The sequence below is a fragment of the Streptomyces sp. 1-11 genome, assembly GCF_007176755.1.
GTDB lineage: Bacteria > Actinomycetota > Actinomycetes > Streptomycetales > Streptomycetaceae > Streptomyces.
On sequence record NZ_BJTV01000019.1, the window covers coordinates 74,370 to 89,127 of the forward strand.

At 70.9% G+C, this 14,758-nt stretch carries 15 protein-coding genes; 7 read left to right on the forward strand and 8 right to left on the reverse strand.

Going from position 1 to position 14,758, the window contains the following annotated elements; all coding sequences use genetic code 11:
• Positions 1-39: 39 nt before the first annotated feature.
• Together TNCT1_RS30840 and TNCT1_RS30845 are read left to right on the forward strand one after the other, a co-directional pair.
• A complete protein-coding gene (locus TNCT1_RS30840) occupies positions 40-372 on the forward strand; it encodes a hypothetical protein (protein WP_143638645.1) in 333 nt (110 codons plus the stop codon).
• A 55-nt stretch (positions 373-427) separates the two neighbouring features.
• On the forward strand, positions 428-658 hold the full coding sequence (locus TNCT1_RS30845; RefSeq protein WP_143638647.1) for a hypothetical protein: 231 nt from the start codon (positions 428-430) through the stop codon (positions 656-658).
• A 204-nt stretch (positions 659-862) separates the two neighbouring features.
• Here the strand turns inward: TNCT1_RS30845 and TNCT1_RS30850 are convergent, their stop codons facing one another.
• The gene (locus TNCT1_RS30850) at positions 863-2,245 is read right to left on the reverse strand and encodes a hypothetical protein (protein WP_143638649.1); all 1,383 of its coding nucleotides are present in this window, start codon (positions 2,243-2,245) and stop codon (positions 863-865) included.
• A gap of 452 nt (positions 2,246-2,697) precedes the next feature.
• Between TNCT1_RS30850 and TNCT1_RS30855 the strand changes: the two genes are divergently transcribed.
• Positions 2,698-3,087: a hypothetical protein gene (locus tag TNCT1_RS30855; protein ID WP_174266509.1), complete on the forward strand. Its 390-nt coding sequence runs from the start codon at positions 2,698-2,700 to the stop codon at positions 3,085-3,087.
• A 52-nt stretch (positions 3,088-3,139) separates the two neighbouring features.
• On the opposite strand, the gene TNCT1_RS30860 is transcribed toward TNCT1_RS30855, so the two are convergent.
• Positions 3,140-4,159, reverse strand: a complete 1,020-nt coding sequence (locus TNCT1_RS30860) for a sporulation protein (RefSeq protein WP_174266510.1) — start codon at positions 4,157-4,159, stop codon at positions 3,140-3,142.
• A 483-nt stretch (positions 4,160-4,642) separates the two neighbouring features.
• On the opposite strand from TNCT1_RS30860, the gene TNCT1_RS30865 reads away from it, so the two are divergent.
• On the forward strand, positions 4,643-5,455 hold the full coding sequence (locus tag TNCT1_RS30865; RefSeq protein WP_143638653.1) for a thioesterase family protein: 813 nt from the start codon (positions 4,643-4,645) through the stop codon (positions 5,453-5,455).
• A gap of 92 nt (positions 5,456-5,547) precedes the next feature.
• On the opposite strand, the gene TNCT1_RS30870 is transcribed toward TNCT1_RS30865, so the two are convergent.
• From TNCT1_RS30870 to TNCT1_RS30885, 4 genes are all read right to left on the reverse strand, one after another.
• Positions 5,548-5,751: a cold-shock protein gene (locus TNCT1_RS30870; RefSeq protein WP_143638655.1), complete on the reverse strand. Its 204-nt coding sequence runs from the start codon at positions 5,749-5,751 to the stop codon at positions 5,548-5,550.
• A 137-nt stretch (positions 5,752-5,888) separates the two neighbouring features.
• Complete coding sequence (locus tag TNCT1_RS30875; RefSeq protein WP_143638657.1) at positions 5,889-6,473, reverse strand: TMEM165/GDT1 family protein; 585 nt, start codon at positions 6,471-6,473, stop codon at positions 5,889-5,891.
• A 289-nt stretch (positions 6,474-6,762) separates the two neighbouring features.
• Complete coding sequence (locus TNCT1_RS30880; protein ID WP_143638784.1) at positions 6,763-7,338, reverse strand: DoxX family protein; 576 nt, start codon at positions 7,336-7,338, stop codon at positions 6,763-6,765.
• 352 nt (positions 7,339-7,690) lie between these two features.
• A complete protein-coding gene (locus TNCT1_RS30885; protein ID WP_143638659.1) occupies positions 7,691-8,128 on the reverse strand; it encodes a nuclear transport factor 2 family protein in 438 nt (145 codons plus the stop codon).
• Positions 8,129-8,293: 165 nt separating this feature from the next.
• Between TNCT1_RS30885 and TNCT1_RS30890 the strand changes: the two genes are divergently transcribed.
• On the forward strand, positions 8,294-10,357 hold the full coding sequence (locus TNCT1_RS30890) for a competence protein CoiA family protein (RefSeq protein ID WP_143638661.1): 2,064 nt from the start codon (positions 8,294-8,296) through the stop codon (positions 10,355-10,357).
• Between the two features lie 256 nt (positions 10,358-10,613).
• Here the strand turns inward: TNCT1_RS30890 and TNCT1_RS36485 are convergent, their stop codons facing one another.
• Complete coding sequence (locus tag TNCT1_RS36485; protein WP_235902984.1) at positions 10,614-11,717, reverse strand: acyltransferase family protein; 1,104 nt, start codon at positions 11,715-11,717, stop codon at positions 10,614-10,616.
• Positions 11,718-12,051: 334 nt separating this feature from the next.
• On the opposite strand from TNCT1_RS36485, the gene TNCT1_RS30900 reads away from it, so the two are divergent.
• Entirely contained in the window at positions 12,052-12,885 is an 834-nt protein-coding gene (locus TNCT1_RS30900; RefSeq protein WP_143638663.1) for a PIG-L family deacetylase, read from the forward strand.
• 66 nt (positions 12,886-12,951) lie between these two features.
• Here TNCT1_RS30900 and TNCT1_RS30905 read toward each other — a convergent pair whose 3' ends face one another.
• On the reverse strand, positions 12,952-13,578 hold the full coding sequence (locus TNCT1_RS30905; protein WP_143638665.1) for a TetR/AcrR family transcriptional regulator: 627 nt from the start codon (positions 13,576-13,578) through the stop codon (positions 12,952-12,954).
• 102 nt (positions 13,579-13,680) lie between these two features.
• Here TNCT1_RS30905 and TNCT1_RS30910 point away from each other — a divergent pair, with 102 nt between their 5' ends.
• Positions 13,681-14,754, forward strand: a complete 1,074-nt coding sequence (locus tag TNCT1_RS30910) for an aldo/keto reductase (RefSeq protein WP_143638667.1) — start codon at positions 13,681-13,683, stop codon at positions 14,752-14,754.
• Positions 14,755-14,758: the final 4 nt, after the last annotated feature.

Here is a 14,758-nt window from a genome sequence, read left to right on the forward strand (position 1 = left end):
ATCCCCTTGGTGAGAGATCAGTGAGAAAACACTGAGAAAATGATCAACTCGCGAATGCTATGTAAGAAGAAGATCGAGATCCATACTCGATTTCCTTGCATACCGGGCATTCCGCGCCCGGGCGGAGTGAGCCTGGACACGGTGCACGGACGACGGGGGCGCTGCTATGCCACTCACCCGACTATCCGTCAGTTTTGCGACGAGCAGGCGCACTTCGGCCCGAAGCCGCTGTCATCCCGACCGCGCGTCGAGGACGCGGACGCCGGTGCGGCGGTCCAGGAGCCGGCGCAGATCATCGACGTTCCCTTTCCGCCGGATGAAGAACTGCGAGGGTGGCCGGCGGCGTTGGGGCGTACACGCCTGTCTCGCTGAATCGGCAGCGGTCGGTGGGCAGGTGCTGGTAGTAGTCGGCCGTGGCAGGAGACCTGTGGACCCCAATGATCTTGATGGCCGGTGTGGCTGTAGGTGGGGCGTTCTTCGAATAGCCGAGAAGAGCGTCGAGTTGCTGTGTGCCCCCGGTCTTCACTCACCGGCGACCGCCTACGCCCGCGCCCTCAACCAAGCGGTCTGGCAGGAGCGTGATGAGGTAACCGTCGCCGAACAACTGGAGTCGTTCAAGGCTGAGTTCCTCAACGCGGCACGCCGCGGCCTGCCGTGACGTCGCCGCCCTTGACTGCCAGGTCGATGGCACCGTGACCTTGCTCGTGTCCGATCGAATCGAGAAGTCCGGGCGCGCAGGACGAGCGGATCAGGGAGCGTTGTGGCGGCAATGGCATTGCGGACAGTGCCGCCGGCCGGGGAGACGGCCACGTCGGCGACCGGCCGGGCTGCGGCCCGCCGGCGCGAGCGGGGGCCTGCGGTGTCACCCGGAGTTGTAGCCCCAGCGAGCCTGGCCGTCCCTGCCCATGAAGCACTTCGCCGGCCGCCCGTCGCCGGTCGTCGCGGTGGCGCCGACGGGAGAGCAGTACTGCCCGAACTGGACACCCGCCTGGCCTCCTGTGCCGCTGCCACCGCTCGAACCGCCAGTGCCGCCCGAACCGCCGGTGCTGCCGCCCGACCCGCCTGAGGAACCGCCGCTGCCGGAACCCGTGTGGCTGGAGCCCCCACCGGTTCCGCCTCCCCCGCTGCCGCCGCCCGAGGTGCCGTAGGAAGGCTGAGGATGCGGCTTCGGCTTGGGCTTGGGCTTCGGCGTCGGGCTCGGACTGGGGCTGGGTTCGGTGCAGGAGACGCCGGGACCGGTCAGCCACAGGCTGGGCCGTGTCGTGGTCGAGATCTCGCTGTCCGGTTCCGGGCGCTGTCGGCACACCTGCCAGTCGGCCAGGTCCTGCGCCCCGCCTTCGTCCAGGCGCTCGCCGGTGTGGGCGTGGAAGGCGTCGACGTGGTCGATCCCCAGGCCACCGAGGGCGCGTGAGGCGTCGTCGAACCGCTCACCGACCAGGCCGGGCATCAGGATCCGGCGGGAGTCGTGCAGCCACGCCGGACACACCTCCCTTTCCGGCACCGCGTAGAGGGTCAGCGTGGTGAGGGACGGCCAGGCCGGCACGTCGGCGGACGGACTCTGGAAGCACACGTGCCAGCCCGGCGCGGTGGGGTTCACCTGGCGGCGGGCGGAGGAGGCGTCGGCAGTCGACACCTTCCGCCATCCGTCGAGGCGCGCCTTCGCCACCGCCGAGGCGAGCGGCGTCCCGTTGAAGTCGGGCACGTTCGCGGTGCGGTACGTCCGGTCCTGCGCCACGGCCTTCTCCCCGCCCGAGCCCGGGTTCAGTCCGGCGAGGGCAACGACTGTCGCGGCGGCGGCCACGGAGAGGGGGTGCCTGCGCACCCATGTGGACAGCCGCCTGCCGCGGCCGGGGCGCAACGGCGAGTCGGGGGGCAGGAGCCGCCCGGCCGTCCCGAGGAGCTCTCCCTTCGGGTCCAGTTTCGAGCCGTGCAGCTTGTGCGGCTTGCCGTCGACCAGGACGTCGACGGAGTCGAACATGCCGTACGCGCGGCGCAGGATCAGCAGAGGCGAGGGGACCCGGGCCGCCTTCGGCGTCAGCAGGTTCCGGACGAGGACGAGGCCGCGGGTGGTGAGTGCGGCGTAGCCCCAGCCGTCGTGGTAGAAGGCCCTGACCACCTCGTCGGACGCCAGCTCACCGAGGAGCGCCTTCGCACAGTCGACGGAAAGGGAGATGCTCTCGCCGGCGGCGGCCCTGGCGGTGCGGTGGTCGTTCTTCAGGAGGCGCTGCACGGCGGTTTCGGACATGCACGGATGTTAGCGGCCGTTGATCCACTACCGAACACCAGTACACGACGTGACCTGGTTCCGCACCTTCGATCCCTCTCACCAGGCGATTTCACCGAGGGCGACAGCACAGGCCTCCGTCGGCTCGCCCTACCGCCCCGCGCCATAGGACAGCTGTTTTCAGACAACGGGCCGCCGCTCCCCAGGCCATCCATCCGCCCGCACCGGACCCGGCCCAGGTGCTCCTCCGCTTGGGCGGCCGGAGCCTTCGCCACCTCCGTCCCGCCCAGCAGAGCGACGGCGGAGACTGCCCGCACCCCGGCCGATACGCTCGTCCCGTTCGCCCCGGAACTGTTCGCCGCGGTACGCGCTCGCCTCGCCGCCGAGGCGCAGGAGCCTCCTTGAGACGATCTTGGATCTTCTCGTTCTCGCCTCCCCAGGCACCCCTTGGACCACACCACCAGGAGGAACCCGTGTCATACCCGCGACCGCTCACGCCCGAGGAGAAACTCGCCGACGCGAAGAAGCTGTTGGGCCTCCCGCAAATCGTCGTGATCTGTGGCTCCACCCGTTTCATGACCGAGATGACCGAGGCGGATGTGCGGGAGACCGAAGCCGGAAGGATTGTCGTCAAGCCGGGTTGCGACATGAAGTCGCCGCACGAGCTGTGGTCCGATCCCGCCGAGGCCGCGGCGCTGAAGGTTCGACTCGGCGAGCTGCACCGGGCGAAGATCCGGCTCGCTGATGAGGTGCTCGTGGTCGGCGACTACATCGGAGACAGCACCCGAGCCGAGATCGCCTACGCCCGGTCGCTGGGCAAGCCTGTGCGGTTCACGCACCCCGAAGTCGACCCAGACGCCTGACCGCCCACCCCCACGCCGGCTCCCGCAGGCAGCACTTGGAATTGAGCCGGACTCAGTCCTCGTCTTCCTCGTCGCCCTCGAAGAAGTCACCGATCTCGTCGACGACTTCGGCCGCGACCATGCCGCCGACGACACCGACCGCCAGGCCCGCGGCGCCGGCGGCGATCGCGGTGCCCATGCCGGGCCCGGAGCGGTGGGGCGCGCCATGATGGTCGTCGTGGTGGCTGTGGTGGCTGTAGTGGCCACCGTGGTCGTCGCCCACGTACGGGGCGCCGTGCCCGTAGGGAACGTGGGCTCCGTGGGAGGCGCGGTGCTCCAGAAGCTGTTCGATCCAGCCTTCGACCAGCGTGCTCCAGTCCTGGGCGGCGTCGTGGGAGACGGTGAAGCGGGTGAGCGCGTCGTGGCCGGCCGTGAACAAGCCGCCGCGCTTGTCGGCCTCCAGCACGATCTCCAGTCCACCGGGACCGGCGAGGAAGGTGACCTCCAGCTCGTTGAGCCGGTGCGCGTACTGCGGGGCGGGAGTGAGCTCGATCTCCTGGTAGAACGGCAGCTGTTGGCCGGTGCCGCTGATGTGACCGAGTTCCAGGTCGGCGGACTTGAACCCGAATCCCAGCTGTCCCAGAGCCTCCAGGATCGCCTCCTGCGCCGGCAGCGGGCGAACTGCGAGCGGATCCAGATCGCCCTTGTCCTTCGCCCCGGCGACCGCCAACTCGGTGCGCACACCGAGCACGATGCCCAGCGGCTGCCCGTGCAGCTCGGTGACCGGGGTCTGCCACGGCAGGCCGATACGGAACGGAACGCTGCGGTGCTCCCCCTCGCCCAGGCGGAAGCCGCCGCCGACGGTGAACCTCTCGAAGACGACGGCGCCTTCGCTCTCCCCGTGCTCGTGCTCCGCTTCGACGCGGGCGACGAGCTCGAGGGTGATGTGGTCGATGCCGAAGTCGGCGCTGCCTCCCCGTAGGTGGACCTGCCCCGACAGGGCGCCTCCGGGGAGAGCGGCGCCGGGGTCGAGGACCGTGTCCACCGTGGGCCCGCCCACGCCGAGCGAACCGAGCAGCCGTTTGAACACCATGGGGGCGTTCACTCCTTCACGTGCGAATCACTTGCGGCGCCGGGCAGTCGGCACACCCTCGGAACAAGGCAGGCTGCCGGCGCGTTGATCCATCACCGGCCGTTCGCAGCATCTCGTACCTCATCTCGGTGCCCTCCCTTCCCGGCGGATGTCCGAGGAAGCGGCCGCGGTATCCGGCTTGGCCCCTCGCTCTTTCTACATGCTTGTAGAAGCATAGGGTCGGGGTAGCCGTCCAGGGCCGCTCAGCGGCGCGCCTGGCACGAACGGCCGAAAACAGTCCTTCCGATGGCAGGCACAGCCTGCTTGACGAGGGCGCTTTGCGCACCCTTTACGATTCCTCAGCCAGGCTGCCCATGGTCACCCGGAGACGGTGCCCTGGGCGATGGTGGCGCTTGTTCAGTCAGCAGGCTGGGGATTCCCGGCGGCTCCGCCGTCCGTGTGATCCTGGTCAGCGCCATCTTCATCCGTTGAGAAGGACACCTGTTGAGCACCGGCAGCTACTTCGAACCCATCGACGCCCGCCGCTACAAGCCCACCGCGCACGCGAGCGGGGCATGGGACCCCGACGAGCAGCACTTCAGCCCGCTGGGCGGCCTCGTCGTGCACGCCATGGAGGGCCACCTGGCCGGCCGGGCGGACGACGGCCTGGTGCTGTCCCGGATCAGTTTCGACATCCTCGGCCGGCTCGCCCTCGACGAGTGCGAGATCCGGGTCGAGACGATCCGGCCCGGCCGCACCATCGAGCTGGTCGAGGCCGTCGTGCTCATCGCCGGCCGCGCCGTGGTACGGGCCCGTGCCTGGCTGCTCGCCTCCGGTGACACCTCCGCCGTCGCCGGCGGCGCCCCGGCACCGCTCGCCCCTCCCGACGAGCTCGCCCCGTGGCCCATGAGCGAGGTGTGGCCCGGCGGCTACATCGCCTCTCTGGACGTGCGGCCTCTGGCGGCCCCCCAGCCGGGCCGGACGACCGCCTGGATCTCCACCGGGCTCGACCTCGTCGCGGGAGAGAGTTCGAGTGCGCTCGCGTCCTACATAGCGCTCGTCGACACCGCCAACGGCATCGCGGCACGCCAGTCGCCCACCGCCTGGATGTTCCCCAACGTCGACCTCACCGTCCACCTGCACCGCCGGCCCGAGGGCCGCTGGACCGGGCTCGACACCGCCGTCACCTTCGGGCCCACCGGCCAGGGCGTCACCAGCACCGTGCTGCACGACGTCCACGGGGCGATCGGCCACGCCCAGCAGATCCTCACCGTCCGCCCGCAACCGGTGGCGACCCCGCCCGGGCGCCAGGCGTGATCGACGCCGTGACCTCGTGGGACGCGGCTGTGGCCGCATGGAAAAGGCCCGGGTGACCGGGCCTTTTCACCTCGTGGCGGGGCGTGCCGAAGTCAGCCCCGGACGATGTTCTCCGCCTGGGGTCCCTTCTGTCCCTGTGTCACGTCGAAGGTGACCGTCTCCCCCTCCACCAGCTCGCGGTATCCGTTCCCGGCGATGTTGGAGTAGTGCGCGAAGACGTCCGGTCCGCCGCCGTCCTGGGCGATGAAGCCGAAGCCCTTCTCGGCGTTGAACCACTTCACGGTGCCGCTGGCCATGCTGTTGTCCTTCGTTCTCGCCGGGCATGCCCGGCTGGTGTGTGGGGGCGCCCTCGGGAGGCACCCAGCGTCCTTTCTACCCGAGACCTCTCCCGGTTATCCGACTTTTCTGCTGCCCTCCGGCACACGGCCGGTGGTCAGAGGGTGAAGGCCTCGACGAGCGTCCAGATGGCGAGACCGGCCATGCAGAGACCGCCGACGCGCTGCACGGTCTTCAGGGGGACGCGCTTGGCGATGAACCGGCCGACGAGCAGGGCGAGGGCGGAGACGGACATCAGGGCCGCGGCGGAGCCGATGGCGGTGGGGAGCCAGCCGTTGGTGGCGGCGAGGTTGGCCGTGGTGATCTGGGTGAGGTCGCCCCATTCGCTGATGAACACGGCCATGAAGGCGGTGGTGTAGACGGGCCAGAAGCCGGTGACGGTCCTGGAGCCGGCTTCGTCGTCCGCGTCGTCTCCGCCGCTGCGCAGGAGGACGAACGCGCCGAAGGCGAACAGGGCGGCGGAGACCAGCTTGACGGCCATGCCGGGGAGCAGGCCGAGGAGGCTGCCGGCGCCGACGGCGATGGCGACGTGGACGATGAACGCGGTGGACGTGCCGAACCAGACGTACAGCGGGCGCATGCGGGTGCCCATGGCAAGTGAGGCGAACATCGTCTTGTCGGGAAGTTCGGCGAGGAAGATCAGCCCGAAGGCGGTGATGATCGCCAGGGGGTCGAGAGTCATCCTTGAGGCTTTCTGCTGGGGCCGGGCCGCACCGCCCTTCCGGCACCCTGAGGGGCGACGGGGAACCGTTCGGCCCGGCACGACGGATCCGCCCGCACAGTGTGTGCGGGCAGGGTCATGCGTGGCCGAAGGTCTCGTCCGCCTCGGTGGTGAGCCGTGGCCCGGTGGCCGGGACGGATGTCCGTCCAGTGTGTCGACCAGCGGTGTCGCAGGACTACTCCCCTTCGCTCGCCCCAGTGTAAACGAAGAGCAAAGTGCCGTGTGCGTCGCGGGCGGCTCGCGCTCGCCCTCAGAGGCTCAAGGTGATCGCGGCAACCACACCGCCGAGGCCGAGGGCGAACCCCGCCTCCTTCCAGCCCCCCTGGCCCCACGGCAGGAAGCGGTCGGCCGCCAGCCGGCCCGGGCCGATGGCGGCGACCGCGAGGGCGACGACGGTGATGCACACGCTGTACTCCACACCACCGTCCGTGTCCCACAGACCGTGGGCGCCGGTCACCGTGGCCATCGCGTTGATCATGACGCCGATCAGGGCGGCGGCGGCCAGTGGGGTGAACAGCCCGGCGGCCAGACCCAGGCCGCCGAGGAACTCGGACAGACCTCCGACCGCGGCGAAGAGCTTGCCCGGGTGGAAGCCGAGGGCCGCGAGCCCCTTGCCGGTCGCGGTCAGACCCTGGCCCCCGAAGAGCCCGAAGAGCTTCTGCGCACCGTGGCCGGCCATCAACAGGCCGAAGGTCAGCCTGATGAGCAGCAGGCCGGCGTCGGCGGCGGTCGGGGTGGCGGTGGCGTTCCGGTCGGCGGCGCGGGTGGGGTGCGCCGCCGGTTCCGTGGCACGAGCCGAGCGGCGCAGGTTGAGCTTGGCGAACATGACGATGCTCCGGTCGAACACCAGAACGGGCGTTTCCCCCAGCTCGGACAGACTCCGAGCAACCGGTGACGAGCGAGCCCCGCGCAGCGCCCTCTTCCCGAGGCTCGCCGCCTTCCGTCTGGACGAGCTCGTCCACGCCGGCCCGCTGCGTGCCCGCTGCGGATCGCCCGCCGGAATCCGCGAGGCCGGCCGGAGACCGAGGGTTCCCGAGACGGCCGATGCGCGGATCACCGTGAGCGTCCCCGACCGGCGCCACGAGTTCCCGGCCGGCCTGCTCCTGGCCGCACCATCACGTTAACAACTCGCCTGCGCGCGGGCACAAGCGCTCGTCGCGTCCGAGCTGCTCCCCCGCTCACTTCGTGTCGAACGCCTGGGCGACGGCGAGGCTGTCCTCGTAGACGTGGTGCCGGGTGACGAGTCCGTCCTCGACGGTGAGGTGAAGGGCGAACCGCGCTCGGTAGGCCCGTCCGGTGGAGCGGGCGGTCTGCCGGATCTCGCCGAGCACGACCGCGTCGGGGCCGTCGACGAGGATGCGCTCGATCTCGGTCGCCGCCTGCCCGGGCACATGGTGCTCGGCGAGCTCGCGGTAGTGGGCGGCGGCATCGGCGCGGGTGGACCGGTGGCGGATCCACGGGGTGGCGGTCCGGCCGTGCTCGGCCTCCGGCCAGTCCAGCTTCCAGTCGCCCTGCTCGGCGTACAGCTCGGCGATGCTCTCGGGGTCGCCCCCGCCTATCCTGCGCAGCAGCTCGTGCACGACGGCGCGGGTGGTCCCGGGTGCGGCTGTGGTCATGCCTCATCACTCCGATCCGACGTCCGCGTCCGTCCGACGCGGCGAGATCAGCATTCTCATCAGCGGCGACGGACCGGCGCCATTACCTCCCGGGTAACGGTCGGCCGACGGCCGGTGAGCGCTCGCCCCCTCGGCAGCGCCGGGCCCCCCTCATATGATCCGTGCATGATCCATCCGATGCAGGGGTTCGAGGAAGAGGACACCCGCAAGGTCCAGACCGCCGTGGCGGGGCGTCCCGGCTCGGACGAACCGGTCTTCCTCCCGTTCGATCACGCCGAGTTCCCCGATTTCCTCGCGCGCTACCCGGACCTCGAGTTCTTCTGCGGCTCGCTCCTGGGCGGCTGCGGGCAGAAGCTGTCGGCGAAGCGCTACACCAGCAAGAAGTGCCACTTCGCGCATCATCCGCCGGTGCGGTGCCGGCGTACCGCGAACAGCGAGTCCAGCGCGGATCACCTGTATGTCGGGCGGGCCCTCAAGCGGTGGCTCCAGCAGCAGGGCAAGCGTGACGTGAGCGTCTCGTACGACCTGTTCGGCGCCGATTCCGGCGGTTGCGTCGACGTCTCGTTCGACGGCGGCCGACGCGCCGTCCGAGTCCAACTGGACCGCATGGAGCGAAAGTCCTGGCTCGCCCGTCACAAGGAACTGGACCGGGCCACCCGCGGCGGGGGCGACTGGATCTACGGTCCGGACAGCATGCTCGCCCACAACGAGGTGGACGCCGCGGGCTATGCGCTGCGCGTGCAGTGCCGCACTGTCGGAGCCACACGCGAGGTGCAGATCGGCACGCAGCTCCCCGGGCACACGATCGAGTGGACCACGCTGGACCACTGTCGCCTCACCGACTCCGCGATTCTCACCCCGCACCTCGAGGAGACGGGCGAAGGCGTTCGGGTCCGCACAGCCGAACGGGGCACGCCCGCCGCTGAGGCGTCCGGCCCCGCGTCGCCCGCGTCCCCGCCCCGGGTCGCCCCGGCCGTCTTCCAACTGGCGCCGGGCACGGTGGCCTTCACCGCCGCCGTCGCCGTCGCGGGCGCGGACGGCTCCCGGCGGCTCTACGACGCCGACGTCCAGTCGACGGGATCGGCGGTGACGCCCGGCCGCATCTCACTGCCCGCGGAGGCGGCCGTACCCGACCGTGATCAGATCTGGCTGCTGCTCGGTCCCGCGACCCTCCGGCTGCCCGTCCCCGGCGATGACCGCACGCGTGATTCCCGCGCCGTCATCACGGCGGAGAGCATCGCCCGGCTTGAGGGCAACGCGCTTGAGCCGTGGCAAGGCCTGCGTCCACCGCGCTCACCGGCCCCTACCGCGGCACCCTCATCAGCGGGGGAAGCAGCGGCCGCCGGCCCGGCACACGGCCGCGCGCGGGAGCAGGCGCCTGCCGATCCACCGCCGTCCGGTCCCCCGGGCCCGCGCGTCGCCGGCCCTCCCGCCACCGGGCGGTCCGCGGCCGAACGGGGGGCGAGGGCGGCCCTGCAGGCGCTGCGGGACCAGAGCCGCGAGGCGAGGGACACCGGCGACCGGGACGCCGTACGGCAGACCGCGAGGTATCTGGCCATGCTGCGTGACGACCCCACCGTCGTCGAAGCGGTACGGGATGCCGCCGCGGCCGAGTGCGACGTGCTGTCGGCCTGGTCGGCGGCCCCCACCGCCCCCGGCCACCGGCTCGCCGGCCTCCTGGAGCGCCTGAGGCAGGAGGGCGAGAAACTGCCCCTGGCCGCGCTGCGCCGACTCGTCGAAGACGCGGAGGCCGAAGCCGACAAGCTGGACCGCTACCTGACCACCGGCGAACTGGACGAACTGGGACGCTGGAGCGACGAGCTCGCCAGGCGGTCGGGGCGTCCCGCGCTGGACGCCCTCGAGCGGCTCGGCGGTGAGGTCCGCGCCGCACTCGAGCGGTACGCGCGAGCGGGAGCCGTCGTCCGCTGGTCGGTCGTCGGCGCCGAGGTGGACGGAGGCGTCCTCGACCTGCACCCCGACGACCAGATGGAAGTACTGGTCCAGGCGGACGGCGCCACCGACCGGGACGAGCCCCTGCTGTCCGCCCTGGTCACCGACGACGACTTCCGGGTGCATCCCTTCTACGCCCGGATCCTCGACCACCTCGACCGCCCGGTGCCGGCCCAGGCCGACCTGCGGGCGCAGTGGGAACGCGACGTCCTGCGGCTGCACCTGCTCTGGAGCGGGCCTTCCCACCGCGCCGGCGTCAGGTTCCCGGGCAGCCCATAGGCACACGGTGCCGGCCGGGGCCGCACGCGTGCCGGTGTTTCCGCGGCCGGGGTTCCGTGACCGGTGTTCTGTGACCGGTGTTCTGTGACCGGTGTTCCGCAGCCATCGTTCCGTGGCCGGCGTGCCGCGGCCAGCGTTCCGTGATCGGCGTACCGCGGCCGGTCTTCGGCGAGACCGGCCGCGGGGCACCAGCCTCGTCGCCGGGTCCCGCTTCCGCACGTCAGCCGGCGTCCTCGTGGGCCCTGCGAGAACGGGCCTACCGCAGATCCTGCCGGCCGGAGCGGCCTCCGGCCGGCTCCAGCAGCCAGGCCACCGGTGGCCGGGTGAGGGGCTGGGCCAGTCGGCGCACGGGCGGTGAGGCGAGGAGCGCGGTGAGCAGGACGCCGCCCGTCAGCAGGGCGATCAGCTCCGGCAGGGTGTCGGCCCGCTCGATCAGGCCCTTCTCCCGCAGCGGCAGGATGACGAGCGGATGCAGCAGGTAGACGGTGAAGCCGCCCGCGCCGAGCACGGAGATCAGCGGCAGCCGCCGCTTCGGCACCAGTCGCAGCAGGCACAGCACCAGCGCCGCCGCCGAGGCGAGAACCGCGAGCCGCACCAGCCAGGCGCCCCCCATGCCCAGCGCGGTGTCCGCCTCGTAGGCGTGACGCATCGACAGCCAGGTCCCCTGGATGTCCCAGTGCCACTGCCAGGCCGCCAGTCCCGCGGCAAGCACCCCGGCCGCCGCCGTCGGCAGGCTCCAGCGGCTCTCGAACCACTTGGTGCACATGCCTTGGCCCAGCCGCCAGCCGAAGTAGAACAGCGGCATGTACACCAGGGTCCGGCTGGCCGAGAACTGGAGGCCGAACTCCTCCACGTACCCGACCGCGAGCGCCACGGCCGTGGTCGCCAGCAGCGGATGGCGCAGCTGGGCCACCAGTGGCAGCAGCAGCCTCCAGAAGAACAGTGACATCAAGAACCACAGGGTCCACGGAAGCTGGGTGATGTGCAGGGCGAAGGGCGAGCCGAGGGCGTAGGACTCCACCGAGAACAGCAGGCTGAACAGGAGCGCGGGGAGCACGATGCTGCGCAGCAGGGTGCGCAGATGGCGTGGGCCGAGGGGCCCGGCGCTGCTGAACACTCCGGCCAGCACCACGAAGGCCGGGACCCGGAACGCCCAGGCCGCGACGTGGAAGGCGTGCAGCGGTCCGTAGCGGTCCATGATGCTGCCCATGGTGTGCAGGACCACGATCAGTGAGGCGGACACGAACCGGGTGTTGTCCCACCAGGGATTGCGGGCCGGGCTCTCCTCCCTCGCACTGGCGCGGTCGGGAGGACCGGTGGGGCCGTGGGTCTCGGCGGGTCTCGGGGACGGGCTGTCCATCGCGGGCGCGTACTCCTGACAAAGCTGTGGCAACGGAAAGCGCCACCTTCGCGATCTCGGTGAAGCGCACGGTGACGCTTCGAGGCCCGGACGGTGAACGGAGCGTGTATGGCAAGGGCCGTGGTGGGCGCCGTACTTCGCCGGCCCGGCTCGATGGCCCCGCCCTCGGCGGCGAGGTGCGTCAGTACACCTTGACGCGTGAGGCCCGGACGCCCTGACGTCCGGGCGGGAAACGAACCGGCTCACCCTCCGTCTGCCGCAGACTTGGGCCGAGGTGTTTTCCCTGCCTGGGTGTTTTCCCTGCCGAAGTGTTTTTCCTGAGGAGGACTGTTTCATGAATGACCGGCCACTGACGCTGATGGCGGTGCACGCCCATCCCGACGACGAGGCGACCGGAACGGGCGGCGTGCTCGCGCGGTACGCGGCGGAAGGCATCCGCACGGTGCTCGTGACCTGTACCGACGGCGGTTGCGGTGACGGACCGGGAGGGGTCAAGCCGGGTGATCCCGGACACGACCCGGCGGCCGTCGCCAGGATGCGGCGGCAGGAACTCGAGTCGAGCTGCGAGATCCTGAAAGTCGGTCACCTGGAGATGCTGGGTTACGCCGACTCCGGGATGATGGGCTGGCCGACGAACGACGCGCCCGATTCGTTCTGGCGGACACCCGTGGAGGAGGGCGCGGCCCGACTCGCGGCGATCATGCGCCGCTATGAACCCGATGTGGTCGTCACCTATGACGAGAACGGCTTCTACGGCCATCCCGACCACATCCAGGCGAACCGCATCACGATGAGGGCCCTGACGATGACCGCGCCGACGCCGAAGGTGTACTGGACGACGGCGCCCCGCTCCATGATGCGGCGGTTCGGGGAGGTCATGCGCGAGTTCGGTGCGGACTGGCAGGAGCCGGATCCCGACGAGGCCGCCGCGATGGCCGAGATCGGGCTGCCCGACGAGGAGATCACCACCTGGGTGGACACGTCCGCGTTCGGCGGCCAGAAGTTCGATGCGCTGGCCGCGCACGCCAGCCAGGGCGAGAACATCTTCTTCCTGAGGATGGGCCGGGAGAGGTTCACCGAACTGATGGGCGTCGAGACCTTCGTCCGTGTCCAGGACACCACCGGCGCGGCCGTGCCCGAGAACGACCTCTTCGCCGGACTGCGCTGAATCCGCCCGCCCCGTTCGGCCCGGCGGCGGTGGAGCGGCCCGCGGCCGGCCGCAGCCGGTCGGTGATCAGCCGCCGAGGTGGCCCCGCGTGTAGACGCCGGCCCGTGCCGCGGCCACGGCCGCCTCGGCGGCGCGGTCCGCGGCGGGTTCGTCGAGCGGGGCGCCGGTGGTCAGCAACTGGTAGTAGAGGGGCGCCGAGACGGCGCGGACCACCTGGTGCGCGTCCGTGCCGTCGGGCAGCTCCCCCCGGTCGACGGCCTCCTGCACGCAAGGGGCCCATTCCTGGACACGGTTGTCGTAGAAGCGGTGCAGGGCCTCGGCGGTCTTCGCGTCCGAGGTGGCGGCCGCGATCACCGCCCTGAACAGTGCTCCTTGCCGGGGGTCGGCCAGGGTCCGCTGCACGAGACGGGCATTGGCCTTGAGGTCGCCGAGCAGCGAGCCGGTCTCGGCACGGGGCAGTGACTGCTCCGCCATGTCCGTCAGCAGGTCGGCCACAAGGCTGGTCACCGTCCCCCAGCGGCGGTAGACGGTCGTCTTGCCCACCTCGGCGCGACGCGCGATGTCGGTGAGGTCCAGGCGGGCGAAGCCGTGCTCCGCGAGGGCGTCCCCGGCCGCCCGCAGCACCGCTGCCCGTACGCGCGCGGTACGCCCGCCCGGCCGGACGGTCCCCGGATCGACACCTTCGAACTCCATAACGGGACTCCTGTTCCGTTAGTCGGCTGCGGCTGCTATGTTAAGCCATGCCACTAACGGAACCACAGACCCATTAATGCGTCGTGCACAGGAGGATCAGCCATGGAGTACAGGCGACTCGGGGCGTCCGGGCTCGAAGTACCCGCACTCAGCTTCGGCGCCGGCACGTTCGGCGGGCAGGGGCCGCTGTTCGGGGCTTGGGGCAACAGTGACGCGAGCGAGGCACGGCGCCTCGTGGACATCTGCGTCGACGCCGGGATCACCATGTTCGACACGGCCGACGTCTACTCCGCCGGTGCGTCCGAAGAGGTGCTGGGCGCGGCGATCAAAGGCCGCAGGGACCGGGTGATCGTGTCCACCAAGACGAGCCTGCCGATGGGTGACGGCCCCGGGGACGCGGGCTCCTCCCGCTCACGGCTGATCAACGCGTGCCATGACGCCCTGCGCAGGCTCGGCACCGACTACATCGACCTGTTCCAACTGCACGCCTACGACGCGCACACCCCCATCGAGGAAGTGCTCTCCACGCTCGACGACCTCGTCCGGGCGGGGAAGGTCCGCTACCTCGGAGTGTCCAACTTCTCCGGCTGGCAGGCGATGAAGTCCCTGGCGATCGCGGAAAAGTACGGGCGCTCCCGCTACGTCGCGCACCAGGTGTACTACTCCCTCGTCGGCCGGGACTACGAATGGGAGCTGATGCCCCTCGGCCTCGACCAGGGACTCGGCGCGCTCGCCTGGAGCCCCCTCGGGTGGGGCCGGCTCACCGGCAGGATCCGGCGCGGCCGGCCGCTGCCCGCGACCAGCCGGCTGCACCGAACGGCCGACTACGGCCCGCCGGTCGAGGACGAAGCCCTCTACCGTGTCGTCGACGCCCTCGACGAGATCGCTCAGGAGACCGGCAAGGCGATCCCGCAGATCGCCATCAACTGGCTGCTGCAGCGACCGACCGTCTCCTCCGTCATCATCGGCGCCCGCAACGAGGAGCAGCTCCGGCAGAACCTCGGCAGCGTCGGCTGGAAACTGACGCCCGACCAGATGCGCAGGCTGGACGCGGCGAGCGGCCGGACAGCTCCCTATCCCTACTTCCCCTACCAGCGCCAGGAAGGCTTCGCCCGTCTGAACCCGGGCGCCGTCGACGTCACGCCCGTCTGGACCCCGCGTCCGGCGTGCGGCTAGGCCG

Coding starts and splice junctions, on each gene's coding strand:
- TNCT1_RS30875 (WP_143638657.1), bottom strand. CDS start 6,473: ATGACTCTCGACCCCCTGGCGATCATCACCGCCTTCGGGCTGATCTTC.
- TNCT1_RS30860 (WP_174266510.1), bottom strand. CDS start 4,159: ATGGTGTTCAAACGGCTGCTCGGTTCGCTCGGCGTGGGCGGGCCCACG.
- TNCT1_RS30840 (WP_143638645.1), top strand. CDS start 40: ATGATCAACTCGCGAATGCTATGTAAGAAGAAGATCGAGATCCATACT.
- TNCT1_RS30885 (WP_143638659.1), bottom strand. CDS start 8,128: ATGACCACAGCCGCACCCGGGACCACCCGCGCCGTCGTGCACGAGCTG.
- TNCT1_RS30905 (WP_143638665.1), bottom strand. CDS start 13,578: ATGGAGTTCGAAGGTGTCGATCCGGGGACCGTCCGGCCGGGCGGGCGT.
- TNCT1_RS30850 (WP_143638649.1), bottom strand. CDS start 2,245: ATGTCCGAAACCGCCGTGCAGCGCCTCCTGAAGAACGACCACCGCACC.
- TNCT1_RS30880 (WP_143638784.1), bottom strand. CDS start 7,338: ATGTTCGCCAAGCTCAACCTGCGCCGCTCGGCTCGTGCCACGGAACCG.
- TNCT1_RS30870 (WP_143638655.1), bottom strand. CDS start 5,751: ATGGCCAGCGGCACCGTGAAGTGGTTCAACGCCGAGAAGGGCTTCGGC.
- TNCT1_RS30900 (WP_143638663.1), top strand. CDS start 12,052: ATGAATGACCGGCCACTGACGCTGATGGCGGTGCACGCCCATCCCGAC.
- TNCT1_RS30890 (WP_143638661.1), top strand. CDS start 8,294: ATGATCCATCCGATGCAGGGGTTCGAGGAAGAGGACACCCGCAAGGTC.
- TNCT1_RS30910 (WP_143638667.1), top strand. CDS start 13,681: ATGGAGTACAGGCGACTCGGGGCGTCCGGGCTCGAAGTACCCGCACTC.
- TNCT1_RS36485 (WP_235902984.1), bottom strand. CDS start 11,717: ATGGACAGCCCGTCCCCGAGACCCGCCGAGACCCACGGCCCCACCGGT.